This is a genomic window from Bradyrhizobium sp. CB1717, assembly GCF_029714325.1.
Taxonomy (GTDB): Bacteria; Pseudomonadota; Alphaproteobacteria; order Rhizobiales; family Xanthobacteraceae; genus Bradyrhizobium.
On the sequence record NZ_CP121666.1, the window covers coordinates 8957993 to 8974000 of the forward strand.

The window sequence follows — 16008 nt, forward strand, 5'->3', positions numbered from 1 at the left end:
TAGAAAGACACTCCGACGGCTTGCTGTCAATGCCAGCAGGCACTATGTTTCATTAAAACACGCCGCAGGAGCTTCTCTAAAGGAGGCATCCGTAAAGAAGGCACATGACCGACAGTCCCGACGCCGAATCCCGCTTCCTCGAACAGCTCGGCCAGCGTGTGCGCACCATGCGCGCGCTGCGCGGCATGTCGCGAAAAGTGCTCGCCAAGGTATCGGGGATTTCGGAGCGCTACATCGCGCAGCTCGAGAGCGGCAAGGGCAACGTCTCCATCGTGCTGCTGCGCCGCGTCTCCGGCGCGATGGGCGCGCATCTCGAAGACCTGCTTCCCTCAACCGATCCGACGCCGGACTGGCAGATGTTTCGCGACCTCTTGCGCAAGGCGACGCCGGCGCAGATCGCGCAGGCAAAAGATCTGCTCACTGGGGGCAGCGCCTCCGCACCGCGACGCGCCCCGTTCTGCGGCATCGCGCTGATCGGCCTGCGCGGCGCCGGCAAGTCCACGCTTGGGCGGATGCTGGCGAAGAAGATCGGCTGGAGCTTTGTCGAGCTCAACAAGGAGGTCGAGCAGCAGAACGGGCTCTCCGTCGCCGAGATCATTGCGCTGTACGGCCAGGAAGGCTTTCGCCGCATGGAGCAGGCGGCGCTGCAACAGCTGCTCGCGCGCAACGAGCTGATGGTGCTGGCGACCGGCGGCGGCATCGTCTCCGAGCCGCTGACCTTCGACCAGATCCTGACCTCGTTCTACACGATCTGGCTGAAGGCCGAGCCGGAAGAGCACATGGCCCGCGTGCGCCGCCAGGGCGACCTGCGCCCGATGGCGGATGATCGCTCGGCAATGACGGAGCTGCGCAACATCCTGCTCAGCCGCGAGCCGCTGTATTCGCGCGCCACCGCAGTGGTGGATACGGCGGGACTGTCGGTCGATGCCGCCGCTGCACGGCTGATCGATGCGGTGCGGCCGGTGCTGCAGAACGAAGCCCGCAGCTTCGGGCTGCGCAGCGTGGCGCTGTAGCTCTCCGCTGTCGACCCGGCGAACGCCGGGACCCATACCGCGTGATCCATCGATTGTGCGCGCTGCCTTCGCAAAACTTCTCCCTGTGGTTATGGGTCCCGGCCTTCGCCGGGACGACGGCGGAGTTTGTAGGCGCGCCGCGATGCCGCTATATCCAGCCCCAACAGAAATCCTTGGGATCCATGATGACCGATAGCGACGTCGCAATCTCCATGTTCGAGCGGATCGGCGGCGGTGCCACGATCGATCGTCTCGTTGATCGCTTCTACGACCGCATGGACTCGCTACCGGATGCGAAAATCATCCGCGCCATGCATGCGGACGATCTCGGCCTGATCAGGGACGTGCTGAAGCGCTATCTCACCGAATGGACCGGCGGCCCGCGGCTCTATACCCCCGAGAAGGGACATCCGCGGCTGCGACAGCGCCACATTGGTTTTGCCATCGGCGATGCCGAGCGCGATGCGTGGATGACTTGCATGCGCGGCGCACTTGAGGAGACGGTGACCGATGCTGCTGCGCGTCAGGACCTCGATAAGGCGATATCAGGCCTCGCCGACTGGATGCGCAACCGCTAATGGCCCGTAGCCCGGATGGAGCGAAGCGCAATCCGGGGAGGTCTCACCTGCCGTGAGATCCCGGATTTCGCTGCGCTCCATCCGGGCTACAAACTGCCGCACCGCTAGATCGACCAGTAATTCGGATGCTGGTAGGGCCGCGAGCGGTCACCCCAATCGAACTCCTCGCCATCGAACTCGCAGGGGCCGCTGCTCAATTGCTCCGGCGTCAGCTCGACCTGGAAGGCCTGACGGGCCGGATCATATTTCAGCGCGCTCCACTGCACCGGATAATGGTGATGAGTGCCGAGCAGGCCGCCGGTCTTGATCACGGCGTAGGCGACCGTTCCGCTCACCTTGTCGAGCATCAACCGCTCGATCGTGCCGAGCTTCGTGCCGTCACAACCATAGACGGCGACGTGCTGCACGCGATCACTGGGAACCATGGTGTGTTGCATGGCGTGCTCCCTGGTCTTGTGTGGAGCGGATTATAGCTGAGTAGGGTGGGTTAGCGAAGCGTAACCCACCTCTTTAGTCTCCGCGTAGACGGAAGTGGTGGGTTACACCTTCGGCTAACCCACCCTACGCTTACAACAATTGCGAGCGCACCGCCTCCGCGCCCTCCCGCAGCAACGGCAGGAAGCGGTCGATCAATTCCTGCGCCGGCACGCGATCGACATGGGCGCCCATGTTGATGGCGGCGACGATCACGTCGTCGTAGCGGCGGACGGGGACCGAGATCGAGCGGAAATGCGGTTCGGCCTCGCGGTCGACCAGCGCATAGCCTTGGGCACGGTCGGCAGCGATGCGCGCGAGCAGCGCCTTCGGGTCGGTCACCGTCTGCGGCGTCAGCGCCTCCCGCTTCATCGCCGTCAGGCGCGCGGCGAGATCGGCATCGTCGAGCCGGCCGAGCATGGCACGGCCGACCGAGGTGCAGAAGGCCGGCAGGCGGTAGCCGATTTCCAGTCCGCCCGAGAACATGCGCGCCGGACTGCTGCGGGCGACGAACACGACCTCGTCGCCGTCGAGCACCGCGAGCGAGGAGATTTCATTCGCCGCCGTCGCGACGCGATCGAGCACCGGTTGCAGCACCGTGACGAGCTGATTGGATCGCAAATAGGACGCCGCCAGGGTCAGCACATGCGGCGTCAGCGAGAACAGTTTTCCGTCGCCACTGACAAAACCACCACGCTGGAGCGTGAACAACATGCGCCGTGCGGTCGCGCGCGGCAGGTCGGCAGCGCGGGCAAGATCGCTCAGCGTCATCGGGCCCGTATTGGTGCCGAAGCACTGAAGCAGGCGCAGGCCGCGGTCGAGGGCCTCGACGAAATCCGTCGCCCGTTCGTCAGTCTCGCTCCGCTTCAGCTTGGGCATGGTCTCAGGGACAATCCTGCAAAATAGTGCTTGCTGCCTTTCCAAGGCATGTCATAATTCGCCCATTCGTTCAATAGGCGAACAAACGCCACTCCATAAAGGATGCCCTCGTCATGATGAGCCAGGAGCAGAACGACCTGATCACCCGCACCGGGCCGAAGGATCCGTGCGGAAAGCTGATGCGGAGCTACTGGCAGCCGGCGGCGCTGGTTGACGAGCTCGCGAGCGCGCGGCCGATCCGTCCCGTCAAACTGCTCGGCGAGAACCTGGTGCTGTTCCGCGACGAGACCGGGCGCTACGGCCTGATCGATCGCCACTGCGCGCATCGCGGCGCCGACCTCGCCTTCGGACGGCTCGAGCATGGCGGCCTGCGCTGTGCCTTCCACGGCTGGCTGTTCGACGCCACCGGCCAATGCATCGAGACGCCGGCCGAGCCGAAGGATTCAAAGCTCTGCCAGAACATCCGTCAGCGCTCCTATCCCGTGGTGGAGAAGAGCGGCATCCTCTGGGCTTATCTCGGCGAAGGCGAGCCGCCCGCCTTCCCGGAGATCGATTGCTTCGTCGCGCCCGGCACGCACACTTTTGCCTTCAAGGGGCACATGGCCTGCAACTGGCTGCAGGCGCTGGAGGTCGGCATCGATCCCGCGCACGCCTCCTACCTGCACCGCTTCTTCGAGGACGAGGACACCTCCACCGCCTACGGCAAGCAGTTCCGCGGCGCCTCGGCCGGCAGCGACCTGCCGATGACGAAGATCCTGCGCGAATACGACCGCCCGATCATCAATGTCGAGCACACCGAATATGGCCTGCGGTTGATCGCGCTGCGCGAGATCGACGAGGAGCGCACCCATGTGCGCGTCACCAACCAGCTATTCCCGCACGGCTTCGTCATTCCCATGAGCACGGAGATGACGATCACGCAGTGGCACGTCCCCGTCGATGACGAGAACTGCTACTGGTACGCGATCTTCACGAGCTATACGAACGCGGTCGACAAGCAGAAGATGCGCGACCAGCGGCTCGAGCTCTATGAGCTGCCCGACTACGTCTCGCGCAAGAACCGCAGCAACGATTACGGTTTCGATCCGCACGAGCAGCAGACCGCGACCTATACCGGCATGGGCACCGACATCAACGTCCACGACCAGTGGGCGGTGGAATCGATGGGCGCGATCCAGGACCGCACCAAGGAGCATCTCGGACAATCCGACAAGGCGATCGTGCAGTACCGCCGTCTGCTGCGGCAGGAGATCGAGAAGGTCCAGGGCGGCGAGAAGCCGATGCTGCATCTCGACGAGAGCAACGCACGCAGCATCCAGGGCCCCGCGACCATGGACGGCATCGGGCCGACGCGGGGCTGGGAAACCTACTGGATGGAGGTCGACGTCAAGCGCCGCCGCGGCGCGCCGTGGACGGCGCCTGTGCCGAAGGAGATCGCGGACAACGTGCATCGGCTGACGGCGGCGGAGTGACGTCTATCCTCGTCATTGCGAGCGAAGCGAAGCAATCCAGTCTGTCACCGCAGACGCATGTCTGGATTGCTTCGTCGCAAGGGCTCCTCGCAATGACGGAGAATGTGGCGCATTCTTCGCGCCTCACGACTGGAGGAGTAGCAAAGTGACTTTCGTCGCGCGCCATGCGCTGTGGTCGGATGAGCAGAAGGACGCAGCTGCGCGCATGCGCCGCATCGTCGAGGACAAGAACCTCGAGGTCATCCGCCTCGCCTTCCCAGATCAGCACGGCATTTTGCGCGGCAAGACCATCGTCGCCACTGAAGCGATCGCCTCGCTGGAGAGCGGCTGCTCGATCACCACGACCATGCTCGCCAAGGACACCTCGCACCGCACGGTGTTTCCGGTGTTCACATCGGGCGGCGGGTTCGGCATGAAGGAGATGGAAGGCGCGGCCGATGTGCTGATGGTCGCCGATCCCACCACCTTTCGCGTGCTGCCCTGGGCGCCAACCACCGGCTGGGTGCTCTGCGACCTCTATTTCAACGACGGCCGTCCGGTGCCGTTCGCGACCCGCGGGCTCTACAAGCGCGTGCTCGATGAGCTCGGCGCGCGCGGCTACGATTTCGTCGCGGGGCTCGAGGTCGAATTCCACATCTTCCGGCTCGACGATCCGCACATGCGCGCGGAAGACGCGGGCCAGCCCGGCACGCCGCCGTCCGTGAGCCTGCTGAGCCACGGCTATCAATATCTCACCGAGCAGCGCTTCGATCAGATGGAGCCGGTGCTGGAGATTCTTCGACGCGATGTCGTCGCGCTGGGGTTGCCGCTACGCTCGGTCGAGGTCGAGTTCGGGCCGAGCCAGTGCGAATTCACCTTTCAGCCGCGGAAGGGCCTGGAGCCCGCCGACAACATGGTGCTGTTCCGCTCTGCCGTGAAGCAGATCGCCCGCCGCCACGGCTATCACGCCACCTTCATGTGCCGGCCGAAACTGCCGAACGTGTTCGCGAGCGGCTGGCATCTGCACCAGTCGATCGTCTCGCGCGCGACGGCTGAGAACCAGTTCATGGCGAAAGCCGGCGGCGAGCCGCTCAGCACGTTCGGCAAGTCCTACCTCGCGGGCTTGCTCGACCACGCCCGCGCCTCCACCGTATTCACCACGCCGACCATCAACGGCTACAAGCGCTACCGCTCCTATTCGCTGGCGCCCGACCGCGCGATCTGGGGCCGCGACAATCGCGGCGTGATGATCCGCGTGCTCGGCGGCGCCAATGATGCCGCGACGCGCCTTGAGAACCGGATCGGCGAGCCCGCCGCCAATCCCTATCTCTACATGGCCTCGCAGATTCTCTCAGGCCTCGACGGCGTCGACCGCAAGCTCGATCCCGGCCCCTCGGCCGACACGCCCTACGAGACCAAGGCGCCGTTGCTGCCGAAGAGCTTGCGCGATGCTGTCGCCGCACTGAAGGACGACCCGTTCTTCCGCGAAAAGTTCGGTGCTGAGTTCGTCGACTACTACACCCACATCAAGAACGCCGAGATCGACCGCTTCCTGGCCGAGGTCACCGACTGGGAACATCGCGAATATTTCGAGATGTTCTGAGTCAGCCATCAGCTCCCGTCATTCTGCACGAGACAGCGGCGTGAAGCTGGGTACGCCTCCGGCCGCAAGGGCGAACGCATTGGCGGCCGGGCCGGACCCCATGCGGGTCCCCGGCTCACCATTCGGCTGGCGGAAGCCGGCCCGTGTCACGCCAGCGCGCAGCGCTGGATTGGCCTGATTCGTAGCGACGAGCCGGCCGGCACTTCGCGCGTAAACGCGTCGCAACCCGACTTCTCGCTGGTTGCCGCCGCGCGCGATCAACTGCTCGTCCGTATCGGGACGATAGATGACGTCGCAGCCACCAACCAGCGTGACCGGCGCGCGGTACCCCAACGAATTGCCTTCGTTGTAGGTGAGGTCCGCAAGGTTGGTCGCGAGCAGCTCGATTCCATGCAGTCCGATGGACGAACCACGTGCAGCCTTGACCTCGACCGTTCGCACCTGCGGATTGCAGCGTGACCTTGCCTGCGGATATTCCTGAACGGCGGCGCGGGCATATGACAGGACTTCTCCGGTCTCATAGACGCGGTCGATGACGAGGCCCTGGACGTTTTCGGTCAGGAGCGCCTTGTTGACGAGGTGCGCGCCGGTCACCGGGGATGGATCGAACGCGAGCACCTTGGCGATCCGAGGACCGCCGGACCTGGTCGCAAGCGCGACGAACTGCGCGAGGCCTGCACCAAGCGAGTGTCCCGTCGAAACGATCTGCGGCTTCCTGGCAGCCCGCTTGTAGCAGTCCAGATTCTGGATCTGCTTCATGATCGTGTCCACGTTGCGCTGGAGCTGCTTATAATAGTCGTCGTAGGGCGAACCGAACCGGCTGAGATTGGAGTACCAGTCGCCTCCGGAAAGCCCGACGGTGCCGCGGAACGCAATGCTAACCTCGCTGCAGGAGCTGCGCGCAGCCGCACGCGTCCGAGCCCATACCTGGTATGTCGGGCCGCTGCCAAAATCCCAGCCGCGCCTAGCGTAAGCTGCCTTGCAGGCTTCGTCAGCCGGATCGAGGCAAGTGAGGTAGGATTCGCTGCCGAACTGATAGCGCCACGGCTTGAATATCCTCCGCGCGTATCCCCTGAGATCATCCTGCGTGGCGGGAATCGCATTCTGGACCGCGTAATCGACTTCCTCGCCGAGGCCGGCATCACGCATCGTGTTCAGTGTGCCGACCGGCTTGTAGGCCGTGGACGACTGGATGGCATAAGGCAGGTAATAGTCCGCATATCTGTAGGCATAGGCTGCCAGAATGTCGGGATCGTTGGACTGAGCCGCGGCGGTCTGAACCGACGAAAGCCAGATGGCGGCACCCGCGCTGGCAAAAATGACCCGAAATGCTGCGAAACGAAACCGCATGGCAACGTCTCCAAATACATAAACGACAATCTATGGCTGCATGAGACCATAGCGTCCCTTTTTTGGCAATATCGCGTGAAGACCGGCTAAGCGGGAGACCGGTCAAGAGAATCAGCCTAGGGACCGGAGAGCCTGCCTCCTCGCACGCAGATCGGTGACCACCGCGACGACGGCATAGATAACGAATATCCCGATCGCGATCGGAGCACCCTCGAGAATCCTCCAGCCCAGGCCGACCACTTGGTGCGCCACGCCGCCGACGTCGCCGCCATAGACGATGCAGTCACCCACGCCTCCCTCGTTGGGTGAGCATTTGGGATTGACGAGATGGCTGATCGAAAGCATCGGGCCGAAATAGGGGACGAATGCGCAGACGAGACTGACCGCAAACGCCAGCAGCAATCGGGACCATAACCGGGTCCACCCCAGCGTGATCAGCCAGCAGCAGGCCGCGAGCCACAACACGGCGAGGCCGTCGCCAAAGCGGGAGCCCACCACAAAACCGGCATCCAGCGCATGACGGATGATCTCCGCCGCAGAAGTGCCGATCGGACAGCCAGCATCGCTGGCGGGCCGGCATCCCGACAGACCGGCGAAGAGAGAGGTGAGCAATATCACCAATTCCGGGAGGAAAGGCAGGACGACGAGCAGCAACAGGCCGGCTCTCCAGCGCAGACGATGAGAATTCCCGTCAGGTTGCGATGTCATGCTGGCGCGGCGACATTTTCCCAAATGATCTTCCGCGAAGACCCCCGGCCCTTACTACCTCTGATATGGGTTGATCGCAACGGACATCGTCTGGTTCGCTCGATACGGCCTGCGCCCGCCTCACGCACGCGTGAGGCGACTTCGTCCCATCTGCTCCGACGACATGCCGCGGCCGTCCGACGAAGCCATTTTCGTCGCCCGGCGAAAACCGCCGGAAAGACGACGGGGCTAGAGTCCCGTCGTGATCAACAACGGAGTTCGGTCATGTGGGGTCAATTGGTGAGCCTGATCTATCGCCTGTCCTGCCGGGCCACCCTGATCGAGATCGGGATGCATCGCCTCGCGCGCTAGCCACAGGTTGCTCGCGAATTGGGTAAGACGGATTGACCAGATAACGGAGTTTGCCATGCGCAAGCTGATCCTGATCGCAGCGATCTCGCTGCTCGCAACAGAGGCCTATGCCGGCGGTTCGCGCAGCCTGAGCCTGGCAGCCAGCAATGCGAACCCGCAGGCGGAGCAGCCGGCCACCGCGACGGCGACGCCACCGACCACCCAGGTCCCACCGGCACCGCAAACGACGAATGTACAGACGGCGACGACCGCTCCTGCGACATCGACGGCAACTCCAGCCGCCACACCGACCGCCCGGCCCGCCGCGACACCGGCGGCGACCACGATGGAAACCACCAAGCCGAAGCGCCGGCAGCCGTCCACAGAGGCACGGGTGATCCGAGAGCTGCATCGGCATGGTATTTATTGGTGAGAGATCTCGTCTATCTCTTCCGTCATTGCGAGCGCAGCGAAGCAATCCAGAATCCCTCTGCGGAAAGACTCTGGATTGCTTCGCTGCGCTCGCAATGACGACGCTGCGGGAGTGGGGCTCAAATACCCAAATACTTGTGCTGCAGATCCGGCTCGGCCATCAGCTCGCTGGACGTGCCGCTCCACACCGTCTTGCCGCGCTCGATGATGTAGTGGCGGTCGCAGATGCGGGCGAGATGGTCGACGTTCTTGTCGACGACCAGGATCGACTGTCCACGGCTCTTGAGCAGCGACAGGCAGTTCCAGATCTCCTCGCGGATCAGCGGCGCGAGGCCTTCGGTCGCCTCATCCAGGATCAGCAGCTTCGGATTGGTCATCAGTGCGCGGCCGATCGCGAGCATCTGCTGCTCGCCGCCGGAGAGCTGGTTGCCCATGTTGGCGGCGCGCTCGGCGAGCCGCGGAAACAGGGAATAGATCGCGGCCAGCGTCCATGGATTGGGGCTGCCGAAACGGTCAGCGGCGGCGGCGACAAGATTTTCACGTACGGTGAGGTTCGGGAAGATCTGGCGACCCTCGGGGACCAGGCCGACGCCGAGTTTTGCAATTCGGTAGGAGGGAAGCTGCCGCACCTCGGCGCCCGCGAAACGGATCGCGCCTGATCGCGCCGGGGTCAGGCCCATGATGGAGCGGATGGTCGTGGTCTTGCCCATGCCGTTGCGGCCCATCAGTGAGACCATCTCGCCCGGGCTGATCGACAGCGACAGGCCGAACAGCACCTGGGAAAGGCCGTAGCAGGTCTCGATGCCGTCGACCTCGAGCAGCGTGTCAGCCATGGTGCGTCACCACATGCTGGTCGCCGAGATAGGCGCGCTTCACCTCTTCATTGGCGCGGATCGCGGCCGGATCGCCGGAGGCGATGACGCGGCCGTAGACCAGCACCGAGATGCGGTCGGCCAGCGCGAACACCGCGGGCATGTCGTGCTCGACCAGCACGATCGAGACCTCTTTGCGCAGCTCCTGAAGCAGTTTCACCATGCGCTGCGATTCGGTCACACCAAGGCCGGCCATGGGCTCGTCGAGCAGCAGCAGCTTCGGTTTGCTCGCGAGCGCGACCGCAAGCTCGAGCTCGCGCCGCTCGCCATGGCTGAGCCGGTTCACCACGACATCGGCACGATGGCCGAGGCCGACGCGATCGAGCGCGGCGTGCGCGGCATCGCGGAGACCCTTCTCCTTGCGCGCATTGGCGAAGAAGCGGAACGAGGTGCCGGCATGCGCCTGCGCGGCGAGCGCGACATTGTCGGCGGCGGTGAAGTCGAGCAGCAGCGAGGTGATCTGGAACGAGCGCGCGAGCCCCAGCGCGCAGCGGCGATAGGCCGGCAAATAGGTGATGTCGCGCCCCGCCAGCGAGACGCTGCCGGAATGCGGCTCGAGATGCCCGGTGAGCTGGCTGATCAGCGTAGTCTTGCCGGCGCCGTTCGGGCCGATGATGGCATGCAGTTCGCCGGCCGCGACGTCGAGCGAGACGTTGTCGGTCGCGACGATGCCGCCGAAGCGGCGCACCAGCTTTTCGACGCGGAGCAAGGGTTCAGCCACGGCCAGCCCTCCCGAGCATGCCCATGATGCCGCCACGGCCGAACAGCACGATCAGCAGCAGCAGCGGGCCCATGATCAGCGCCCAATATTCGGTGATCTGCGACAGGAACTCTTCCAGCAGCAGGAACACCACCGCGCCCATGATCGGGCCGAACAGCGTGCCCATGCCGCCCAGGATCACCATCACCATGAGATCGCCGGAACGCGTCCAGTACATCACGGCCGGGCTGACGAAATCGGTGTTGTTGGCGAGCAGCGCGCCGGCGAGGCCGCACATCGTGCCTGATATGACGAAGCAGACCAGCTGGTAGCGTTTTGCGGGAAAGCCGATCGCCTGCATGCGCTGCTCGTTGGAGCGCAGGCCCTGCACGACGAGGCCGAAGCGCGAATTGACGATGCGCCAGATCAGGAAGATCACGCCAAAGAGGCAGGCGAGGCAGAGATAATAGAACTGCGTGCGATCCGACAGGTTGATCAGCCCGGAGAAATCGCTGCGCTTGTAGACGGTGAGGCCGTCATCGCCGCCATAGCGCGCCAGACCCGAGGCGACGTAGTAGGCCATTTGCGCGAAGGCCAGCGTGATCATGATGAAATAGACGCCGCGGGTGCGCAAGGAGAGCGCGCCGATTACGAGCGCGTAGATCGCGGACGCCGCGAGCGCGACCGGGAACTGGATGAAGCCGGAACCGACGCCTTCCTGCGCCAGCATGCCGACGGCGTAGCCGCCGATGCCGAGATAGGCAGCGTGACCAAAGCTCATCATGCCGCCAAAGCCCATGATGAGGTTGAGGCTCGCCGCCGCCAGCGCCAGAATGACGATGCGGGTGAACAGCGTCAGGATGAAGACGTTGCCGGACAACGACGAATAGAGCGGCAGCAGCACGAGGCCCGCCAGCATCAGGGCCGTGACGGCCTTGCTCACGCTCAAGCTCTTCATCGACGGTTGGCCGGAAACAGCCCCTCCGGCCGCACCACCAGCACGATCGCCATCAGGAGATAGATCAGCATGGAGGACAGCGCGGGCGCGGCGGTGGAGGCAGCGGCGCCGCTCAGCACCTGCCGCAGCAGGTTCGGCAGGAAGGCGCGGCCGAGCGTGTCGATCATGCCGACGAAGATCGCGGCCAGGAACGCGCCGCGGATCGAGCCGATGCCGCCGATCACGATGATGACGAAGGCGAGGATCAGGATGTTCTCGCCCATGCCGATCTGCACGGTGAGGATCGGCGCCTGCATCAGGCCGGCAAGGCCGGCGAGCGCGGCCCCCAAGCCGAACACCAGCGTGTAGAGCAGCTTGATGTTGATGCCGAGCGCGCCGATCATCTCGCGGTTGGAGGCGCCGGCGCGGATCAGCATGCCGATGCGGGTGCGCATCACGCCGAGATAGAGCAAGAGCGCGACCAGCAGCGCAACGGCGATGATGGCAAGCCGATAGGCGGGATAGTGAATGCCGGGCAGGATCGGCACCGGCACGGTGAGCCAGGCCGGCAGCGGCAGCGCAAGGCCCGCCGGGCCCCAGATCAGCCGCACGGCTTCATTGAAGAACAGGATCAGACCGAAGGTCGCCAGCACGTGGTCGAGATGGTCTCGCCCGTAGAGATGCCGCAGCGCCGTCACCTCGAGCACGATGCCGAGCACGAGGGTGGCACCGAGAGCCATCAGTGCACCCAGCAGGAAGCTGCCGGTCCACGCCGCGAAGGTCGCGGCGAAATAGGCGCCCATCATGTAGAGCGAGCCGTGCGCGAGGTTGACGAGATCCATGATCCCGAACACCAGCGTCAGGCCGGCGGCGAGCAGGAACAGCAGCAGGCCGAACTGCAGTCCGTTCAAAAACTGTTCGACGACGAGCAGCATCAAAACTCTTTCAGGCGCATACGGACGCGCGCCGATGTTCGAACACAGTCGCCATCAGTGAAAGAGCTCCCCCTGCCTCATCAAGGCGGAAAAATGGGTAATGGCAGTATCGTTCCGAGGCAAGAGCGATTCGCCACCAAACATGCACTTTGTTGCATCCCGGCACATGAGGCCGAGGGCGCGCCTCGCAATGCAAAAAGGCTGCCGCGCAGGATGGGGCAACCTGCCGCACCCAAATGACATCACCCTCCCCCCGACCGGGGAGAGGGTGCGAGCATCGTTGAATGAAGCAAGGATGCGTCTAGTGCGACGTCATCTGCTGAGGAAAATCCTCCGGCTCGGCGAGCACGCTGTTGACGGTCGAAGCCTCCAGCGCCGCCATCCTGAACAGATAGGCGAGCGTCGTCAGTCCGGAGTCTTCCGCCATCTGCGCCAGCTCGAGCGCCATGTCGGACATGTAGCCGAGGTTCTCATCCTGGGTTTGCGCCATGATCTGGCTGTCCCGCATCATGTTCGACATCTCAGGCGCTCTTTCGTTGCGCGGCAGCAAGACCGCAGAGGTTGGCACGGGCGACGGCGTCCAGACGCGGGCCGTCCTGCTGCACGACGGAAGCCATGCCGATGCGATCATGCAGGGCATCGAGCGTCTGCCGACGAATGTCGATGGTGGCCGCCATGGTCCACGCATTCTCCACCAGGGCCGGCAGGCCGAGCGGCGTCACGACGAAGCCGGCTTCGTGGAAGCGCGGCAACCACCAGGTTTCCATGATCGCGCTGACCTGCGCGATTCCCTGATTGAGGCAGAACTCCTGCACCGCCGCCATCAGTTGCAGGTTGAGCGCGCCGTCGCGGCGGTCGCGGACGACGAAGTAGCGAGACCACTCCCAGATCAAGGGATCTGCGGGACAACCGCGCACCGCGGCCAGATGAGGGAAGACCTCGCTCATCATCGAAGGCTTGGTCGTCGGGTAGAGCCGGTGGCCGCCGACGACGCGCCGGCCCTCCAGCGCAAGCAGATAGACGGTATCTTCGTCGTCATAGGAATCGATCTCGCGGCCATCGGGCCGGCGCAGTGTCTCCCAGCGCCGCTCCTCGACGAAGATGTCGTGGCGCAGCCTGAAATGTTGTTCGAGCACGTCCTCGTAAAGGTGGCGATTGACTGCGGAAATTGCGTGAATCATGAAAACCCCCATTCAGCCTCAATGGGGGAAAGAATCTGCCAAAAGACGCAGGTTCGATATTGGGAAATTTCCCAGTACGTCGCTTACGGATTGATGATTTTGCCGCGAATCGCCAGCGCCACTGCATGCGTGCGGTTGACCGCGCCGAGCTTGCGCGCGGCGGTTGCAAGATGCTCCTCGGCCGTGCGCTGCGTGATGTGCAGGATCTCGCCGATCTCCCAGGCCGACTTGCCCTGCGAGGCCCACGAGATCACCTCGCGCTCGCGCGGAGTGAGCCGCGTCGAGGGATATGGCGCGGGCTCGAGCAGACGGCGGATGTGGTCGAAGCCATACATCGCCATCAGGTGCAGCGCCGGCTTGCTGCGGGGATTGAGGTCGAGATGAACGCCGCCGAGCGACACCGCGGCTTCATAGCCGGTGAGCCCGTGGATCGGCACGATGAAGCCGCGCGACATGCGAAAATCGCCGGCGCGGTTCATCACCTCGGCCGCGTCAGGCTCGAGTTCGGCATCATAGGGGGCTTCCGACCACTCGAACGGGTTGACCGATTGCCGGCACAGCCGCACCACCGGGTCGACGCGATCGTAATTTTTCTGGGTGTACAGGCTGAACCAGCCCGCGGGCCAGCGCTTGGCGAGCACCATCTGCGCAAAGCGCTGATCGGGATTCGGCAGCCCCGTCACGATGATGGTTTCGAAGCCGAAGCGACCGAAGGCGACTTCAAGCGCATTCATGGCGTCTGGGACCTTGCGATAAGCCCCAAGGCCTTCAATGAAGTCGAGCGCCTCCCGGCCATAGTCTACGGCGGACATCGGTGCATTCCCTGACCCACATTGTCCGGTATAGCACGTATTCGAGGGCTGCCTCAATTCGCTGGTCCCGTAGTTTACCGGTAGCGACCTGCTCCAAGGCTTTAATCTACTTGTGGAAGAAGTGACGTCAAGTTACACCTAAAGGCGTACAAAGCGGGAAAATCACGATGGACGACGAGAACATCGCCCTCAACAGCGTGCTCGGCCTGGAATTGAACCGCGTGTTTTTCGCCGTGCGCGAAACGGCAAACAAGCAGAAGATCATCGAGTTCGCGCGCGAGGTGCTGCAGAGCGAGCGCGCGAAGTTGGCGGGCAACATTTTGCCCGAGGGCCCTGCGAGCTAAAACGCAGTTGCAGCAAGCGACGCCGATGCAACAGATCGTCGCGACGACGCCGTCCTTCCATTTGAACGCGCAGATTTTAATCGAAACACGCTGACCGGGAAATTGGGCTTCCCTTCCCCCTTGTGGGAGAAGGTGGCGCGAAGCGCCGGATGAGGGGTCTCTCTCCGCGAATCCAACTTCCATTTGAAGTCGCGGACAGAGACCCCTCACCCGTCTCGCCGCTACGCGGCGAGCCACCCTCTCCCACAACAAGGGGAGAGGGAAGGAGGCTGCCGCCTCCGCTCACATCGATACACTTGCCGCTGGATGACAGCGCAGCTCTCGTGAGATGATTGCCTCCACGATCGTTTTCGGATGCCCAGGACATGATGACGCTGCGCCAGGTTGAAGTGATCCGTGCCGTGATGGTGACGGGCACCATTGGCGGCGCGGCGAAGCTGCTCAACGTCTCGGCGCCGGGGATCAGCCGCCTCGTCAAATACACCGAGCGCTCGCTCGGCATCCGTTTCTTCCAGCGCCAGAACGGCCGCTACTTCCCGACGCCGGAAGCCGAGAACATTTTCGAGCAGATCAACGGCGTCTACAAGAAGGTCGACGATCTCTCCGAGATCATCTCCAAGATCGGCCGCGGCGGCCTCTCGGAATTGCGCATCGGCTCGGTGCCGAGCATCTCGCAGGTGATGGTGCCGCGCGCGATCGAGCGCGTCCGTCGCCGCTATCCCGATCTCGGCATCGACATCAACATCCTCAAGCTCGAGGAGGCCATCGACTATCTCCTGCTCGGCCGCGGCGAGTGCGTGGCGATGAGCTACCGGCTGGAGCATTCCGGGCTCGACTTCCTGCCGCTCGCCTCGGGCGAACTCTATTGCATCGTGCCGCCGGGCCACGAGCTTGCCGGCCGCAAGCAGGTCTCAGCCGCCGAGATCACCCGCTATCCGCTGATCGGCATCGATCCAAACGATCCCTACGGCCGGATCATGGCCGGGATCTTTGCGCGCAACCGGCTCGACTACAACATCACCATCCGCGCCCGCTTCGGCACCACGGTCTGCGCGCTGGTGAAGGCGGGCCTCGGCATCGCCATCATCGACCAGTTCACCGTGGCCCATGGCGGCTATCCCGGCATCGAGCTGTTGAAGATCACCGAGCCGACGCGGTTCGACACCTATATCGCGGTGAAGCGCGGCGCGCCGCTGTCGCTTCACGTCGAGTACTTCATCGAATCCCTCCGCGCCGAGATGCGCGCGGTCGAGCCGTCCCGCGGTAACGGCAAGGCGGCCGCCGGGCGCGCGCGGAAGAAATAACATGATGTTAGGTTTGCAGGACAAAAGGGTAATTGTGTTAGGCGGGGGAAAGTCTATCGTCCCCCTCGGAGGCCCCTTGGAATTGTGCGGATTTCCCCGCTAATG

At 63.9% G+C, this 16008-nt stretch carries 18 protein-coding genes; 7 read left to right on the forward strand and 11 right to left on the reverse strand.

The window, feature by feature from the left end; translation table 11 throughout:
• The first annotated feature begins 104 nt into the window (after positions 1-104).
• Together QA649_RS41690 and QA649_RS41695 are read left to right on the forward strand one after the other, a co-directional pair.
• The gene (locus tag QA649_RS41690; RefSeq protein WP_283022228.1) at positions 105-1013 is read left to right on the forward strand and encodes a helix-turn-helix transcriptional regulator; all 909 of its coding nucleotides are present in this window, start codon (positions 105-107) and stop codon (positions 1011-1013) included.
• Between the two features lie 185 nt (positions 1014-1198).
• Complete coding sequence (locus QA649_RS41695) at positions 1199-1591, forward strand: group II truncated hemoglobin (protein ID WP_283022229.1); 393 nt, start codon at positions 1199-1201, stop codon at positions 1589-1591.
• A 104-nt stretch (positions 1592-1695) separates the two neighbouring features.
• Here the strand turns inward: QA649_RS41695 and QA649_RS41700 are convergent, their stop codons facing one another.
• A complete protein-coding gene (locus QA649_RS41700; RefSeq protein WP_283022230.1) occupies positions 1696-2028 on the reverse strand; it encodes a PRC-barrel domain-containing protein in 333 nt (110 codons plus the stop codon).
• A 130-nt stretch (positions 2029-2158) separates the two neighbouring features.
• Entirely contained in the window at positions 2159-2944 is a 786-nt protein-coding gene (locus QA649_RS41705; RefSeq protein WP_283022231.1) for an IclR family transcriptional regulator C-terminal domain-containing protein, read from the reverse strand.
• 113 nt (positions 2945-3057) lie between these two features.
• On the opposite strand from QA649_RS41705, the gene QA649_RS41710 reads away from it, so the two are divergent.
• Together QA649_RS41710 and QA649_RS41715 are read left to right on the forward strand one after the other, a co-directional pair.
• Positions 3058-4416, forward strand: coding sequence for an aromatic ring-hydroxylating dioxygenase subunit alpha (locus tag QA649_RS41710; RefSeq protein WP_283022232.1), 1359 nt, complete (start codon positions 3058-3060; stop codon positions 4414-4416).
• Between the two features lie 145 nt (positions 4417-4561).
• A complete protein-coding gene (locus QA649_RS41715; protein ID WP_283022233.1) occupies positions 4562-5998 on the forward strand; it encodes a glutamine synthetase family protein in 1437 nt (478 codons plus the stop codon).
• 18 nt (positions 5999-6016) lie between these two features.
• On the opposite strand, the gene QA649_RS41720 is transcribed toward QA649_RS41715, so the two are convergent.
• On the reverse strand, positions 6017-7348 hold the full coding sequence (locus QA649_RS41720; RefSeq protein WP_283022234.1) for a hypothetical protein: 1332 nt from the start codon (positions 7346-7348) through the stop codon (positions 6017-6019).
• Positions 7349-7459: 111 nt separating this feature from the next.
• Positions 7460-8002, reverse strand: coding sequence for a hypothetical protein (locus QA649_RS41725; protein ID WP_283022235.1), 543 nt, complete (start codon positions 8000-8002; stop codon positions 7460-7462).
• 460 nt (positions 8003-8462) lie between these two features.
• Here QA649_RS41725 and QA649_RS41730 point away from each other — a divergent pair, with 460 nt between their 5' ends.
• Positions 8463-8819 (forward strand): hypothetical protein, encoded by a 357-nt coding sequence (locus QA649_RS41730; RefSeq protein ID WP_283022236.1) that lies wholly within the window; start codon positions 8463-8465, stop codon positions 8817-8819.
• A 118-nt stretch (positions 8820-8937) separates the two neighbouring features.
• On the opposite strand, the gene QA649_RS41735 is transcribed toward QA649_RS41730, so the two are convergent.
• From QA649_RS41735 to QA649_RS41765, 7 genes are all read right to left on the reverse strand, one after another.
• A complete protein-coding gene (locus tag QA649_RS41735; RefSeq protein ID WP_283022237.1) occupies positions 8938-9651 on the reverse strand; it encodes an ABC transporter ATP-binding protein in 714 nt (237 codons plus the stop codon).
• Complete coding sequence (locus tag QA649_RS41740) at positions 9644-10411, reverse strand: ABC transporter ATP-binding protein (RefSeq protein WP_026312222.1); 768 nt, start codon at positions 10409-10411, stop codon at positions 9644-9646. The genes QA649_RS41735 and QA649_RS41740 overlap by 8 nt, the downstream gene beginning before the upstream one ends.
• Positions 10404-11348 carry a branched-chain amino acid ABC transporter permease gene (locus QA649_RS41745; RefSeq protein ID WP_283022238.1) on the reverse strand — a complete coding sequence of 315 codons (945 nt, stop codon included), beginning with the start codon at positions 11346-11348 and terminating at the stop codon, positions 10404-10406. The genes QA649_RS41740 and QA649_RS41745 overlap by 8 nt, the downstream gene beginning before the upstream one ends.
• Positions 11345-12262 (reverse strand): branched-chain amino acid ABC transporter permease, encoded by a 918-nt coding sequence (locus tag QA649_RS41750; protein WP_018644491.1) that lies wholly within the window; start codon positions 12260-12262, stop codon positions 11345-11347. The genes QA649_RS41745 and QA649_RS41750 overlap by 4 nt, the downstream gene beginning before the upstream one ends.
• A gap of 301 nt (positions 12263-12563) precedes the next feature.
• Positions 12564-12782 (reverse strand): hypothetical protein, encoded by a 219-nt coding sequence (locus QA649_RS41755; RefSeq protein ID WP_018644490.1) that lies wholly within the window; start codon positions 12780-12782, stop codon positions 12564-12566.
• A 1-nt stretch (position 12783) separates the two neighbouring features.
• Positions 12784-13443 carry an acyl-homoserine-lactone synthase gene (locus QA649_RS41760; RefSeq protein WP_283022239.1) on the reverse strand — a complete coding sequence of 220 codons (660 nt, stop codon included), beginning with the start codon at positions 13441-13443 and terminating at the stop codon, positions 12784-12786.
• An 83-nt stretch (positions 13444-13526) separates the two neighbouring features.
• Complete coding sequence (locus QA649_RS41765) at positions 13527-14255, reverse strand: LuxR family transcriptional regulator (RefSeq protein WP_260387050.1); 729 nt, start codon at positions 14253-14255, stop codon at positions 13527-13529.
• 167 nt (positions 14256-14422) lie between these two features.
• On the opposite strand from QA649_RS41765, the gene QA649_RS41770 reads away from it, so the two are divergent.
• Together QA649_RS41770 and QA649_RS41775 are read left to right on the forward strand one after the other, a co-directional pair.
• Positions 14423-14599, forward strand: a complete 177-nt coding sequence (locus QA649_RS41770; protein ID WP_260387051.1) for a hypothetical protein — start codon at positions 14423-14425, stop codon at positions 14597-14599.
• Between the two features lie 365 nt (positions 14600-14964).
• Positions 14965-15903 (forward strand): LysR family transcriptional regulator, encoded by a 939-nt coding sequence (locus QA649_RS41775; protein ID WP_260387052.1) that lies wholly within the window; start codon positions 14965-14967, stop codon positions 15901-15903.
• Positions 15904-16008 lie beyond the last annotated feature (105 nt).

What these genes read in the sequence shown, in the direction of transcription:
- QA649_RS41690 (WP_283022228.1), top strand. Translation starts at nt 105, where the DNA reads ATGACCGACAGTCCCGACGCCGAATCCCGCTTCCTCGAACAGCTCGGC.
- QA649_RS41695 (WP_283022229.1), top strand. Translation starts at nt 1,199, where the DNA reads ATGACCGATAGCGACGTCGCAATCTCCATGTTCGAGCGGATCGGCGGC.
- QA649_RS41700 (WP_283022230.1), bottom strand. Translation starts at nt 2,028, where the DNA reads ATGCAACACACCATGGTTCCCAGTGATCGCGTGCAGCACGTCGCCGTC.
- QA649_RS41705 (WP_283022231.1), bottom strand. Translation starts at nt 2,944, where the DNA reads ATGCCCAAGCTGAAGCGGAGCGAGACTGACGAACGGGCGACGGATTTC.
- QA649_RS41710 (WP_283022232.1), top strand. Translation starts at nt 3,058, where the DNA reads ATGATGAGCCAGGAGCAGAACGACCTGATCACCCGCACCGGGCCGAAG.
- QA649_RS41720 (WP_283022234.1), bottom strand. Translation starts at nt 7,348, where the DNA reads ATGCGGTTTCGTTTCGCAGCATTTCGGGTCATTTTTGCCAGCGCGGGT.
- QA649_RS41730 (WP_283022236.1), top strand. Translation starts at nt 8,463, where the DNA reads ATGCGCAAGCTGATCCTGATCGCAGCGATCTCGCTGCTCGCAACAGAG.
- QA649_RS41735 (WP_283022237.1), bottom strand. Translation starts at nt 9,651, where the DNA reads ATGGCTGACACGCTGCTCGAGGTCGACGGCATCGAGACCTGCTACGGC.
- QA649_RS41745 (WP_283022238.1), bottom strand. Translation starts at nt 11,348, where the DNA reads ATGAAGAGCTTGAGCGTGAGCAAGGCCGTCACGGCCCTGATGCTGGCG.
- QA649_RS41750 (WP_018644491.1), bottom strand. Translation starts at nt 12,262, where the DNA reads ATGCTGCTCGTCGTCGAACAGTTTTTGAACGGACTGCAGTTCGGCCTG.
- QA649_RS41755 (WP_018644490.1), bottom strand. Translation starts at nt 12,782, where the DNA reads ATGTCGAACATGATGCGGGACAGCCAGATCATGGCGCAAACCCAGGAT.
- QA649_RS41760 (WP_283022239.1), bottom strand. Translation starts at nt 13,443, where the DNA reads ATGATTCACGCAATTTCCGCAGTCAATCGCCACCTTTACGAGGACGTG.
- QA649_RS41765 (WP_260387050.1), bottom strand. Translation starts at nt 14,255, where the DNA reads ATGTCCGCCGTAGACTATGGCCGGGAGGCGCTCGACTTCATTGAAGGC.
- QA649_RS41770 (WP_260387051.1), top strand. Translation starts at nt 14,423, where the DNA reads ATGGACGACGAGAACATCGCCCTCAACAGCGTGCTCGGCCTGGAATTG.
- QA649_RS41775 (WP_260387052.1), top strand. Translation starts at nt 14,965, where the DNA reads ATGATGACGCTGCGCCAGGTTGAAGTGATCCGTGCCGTGATGGTGACG.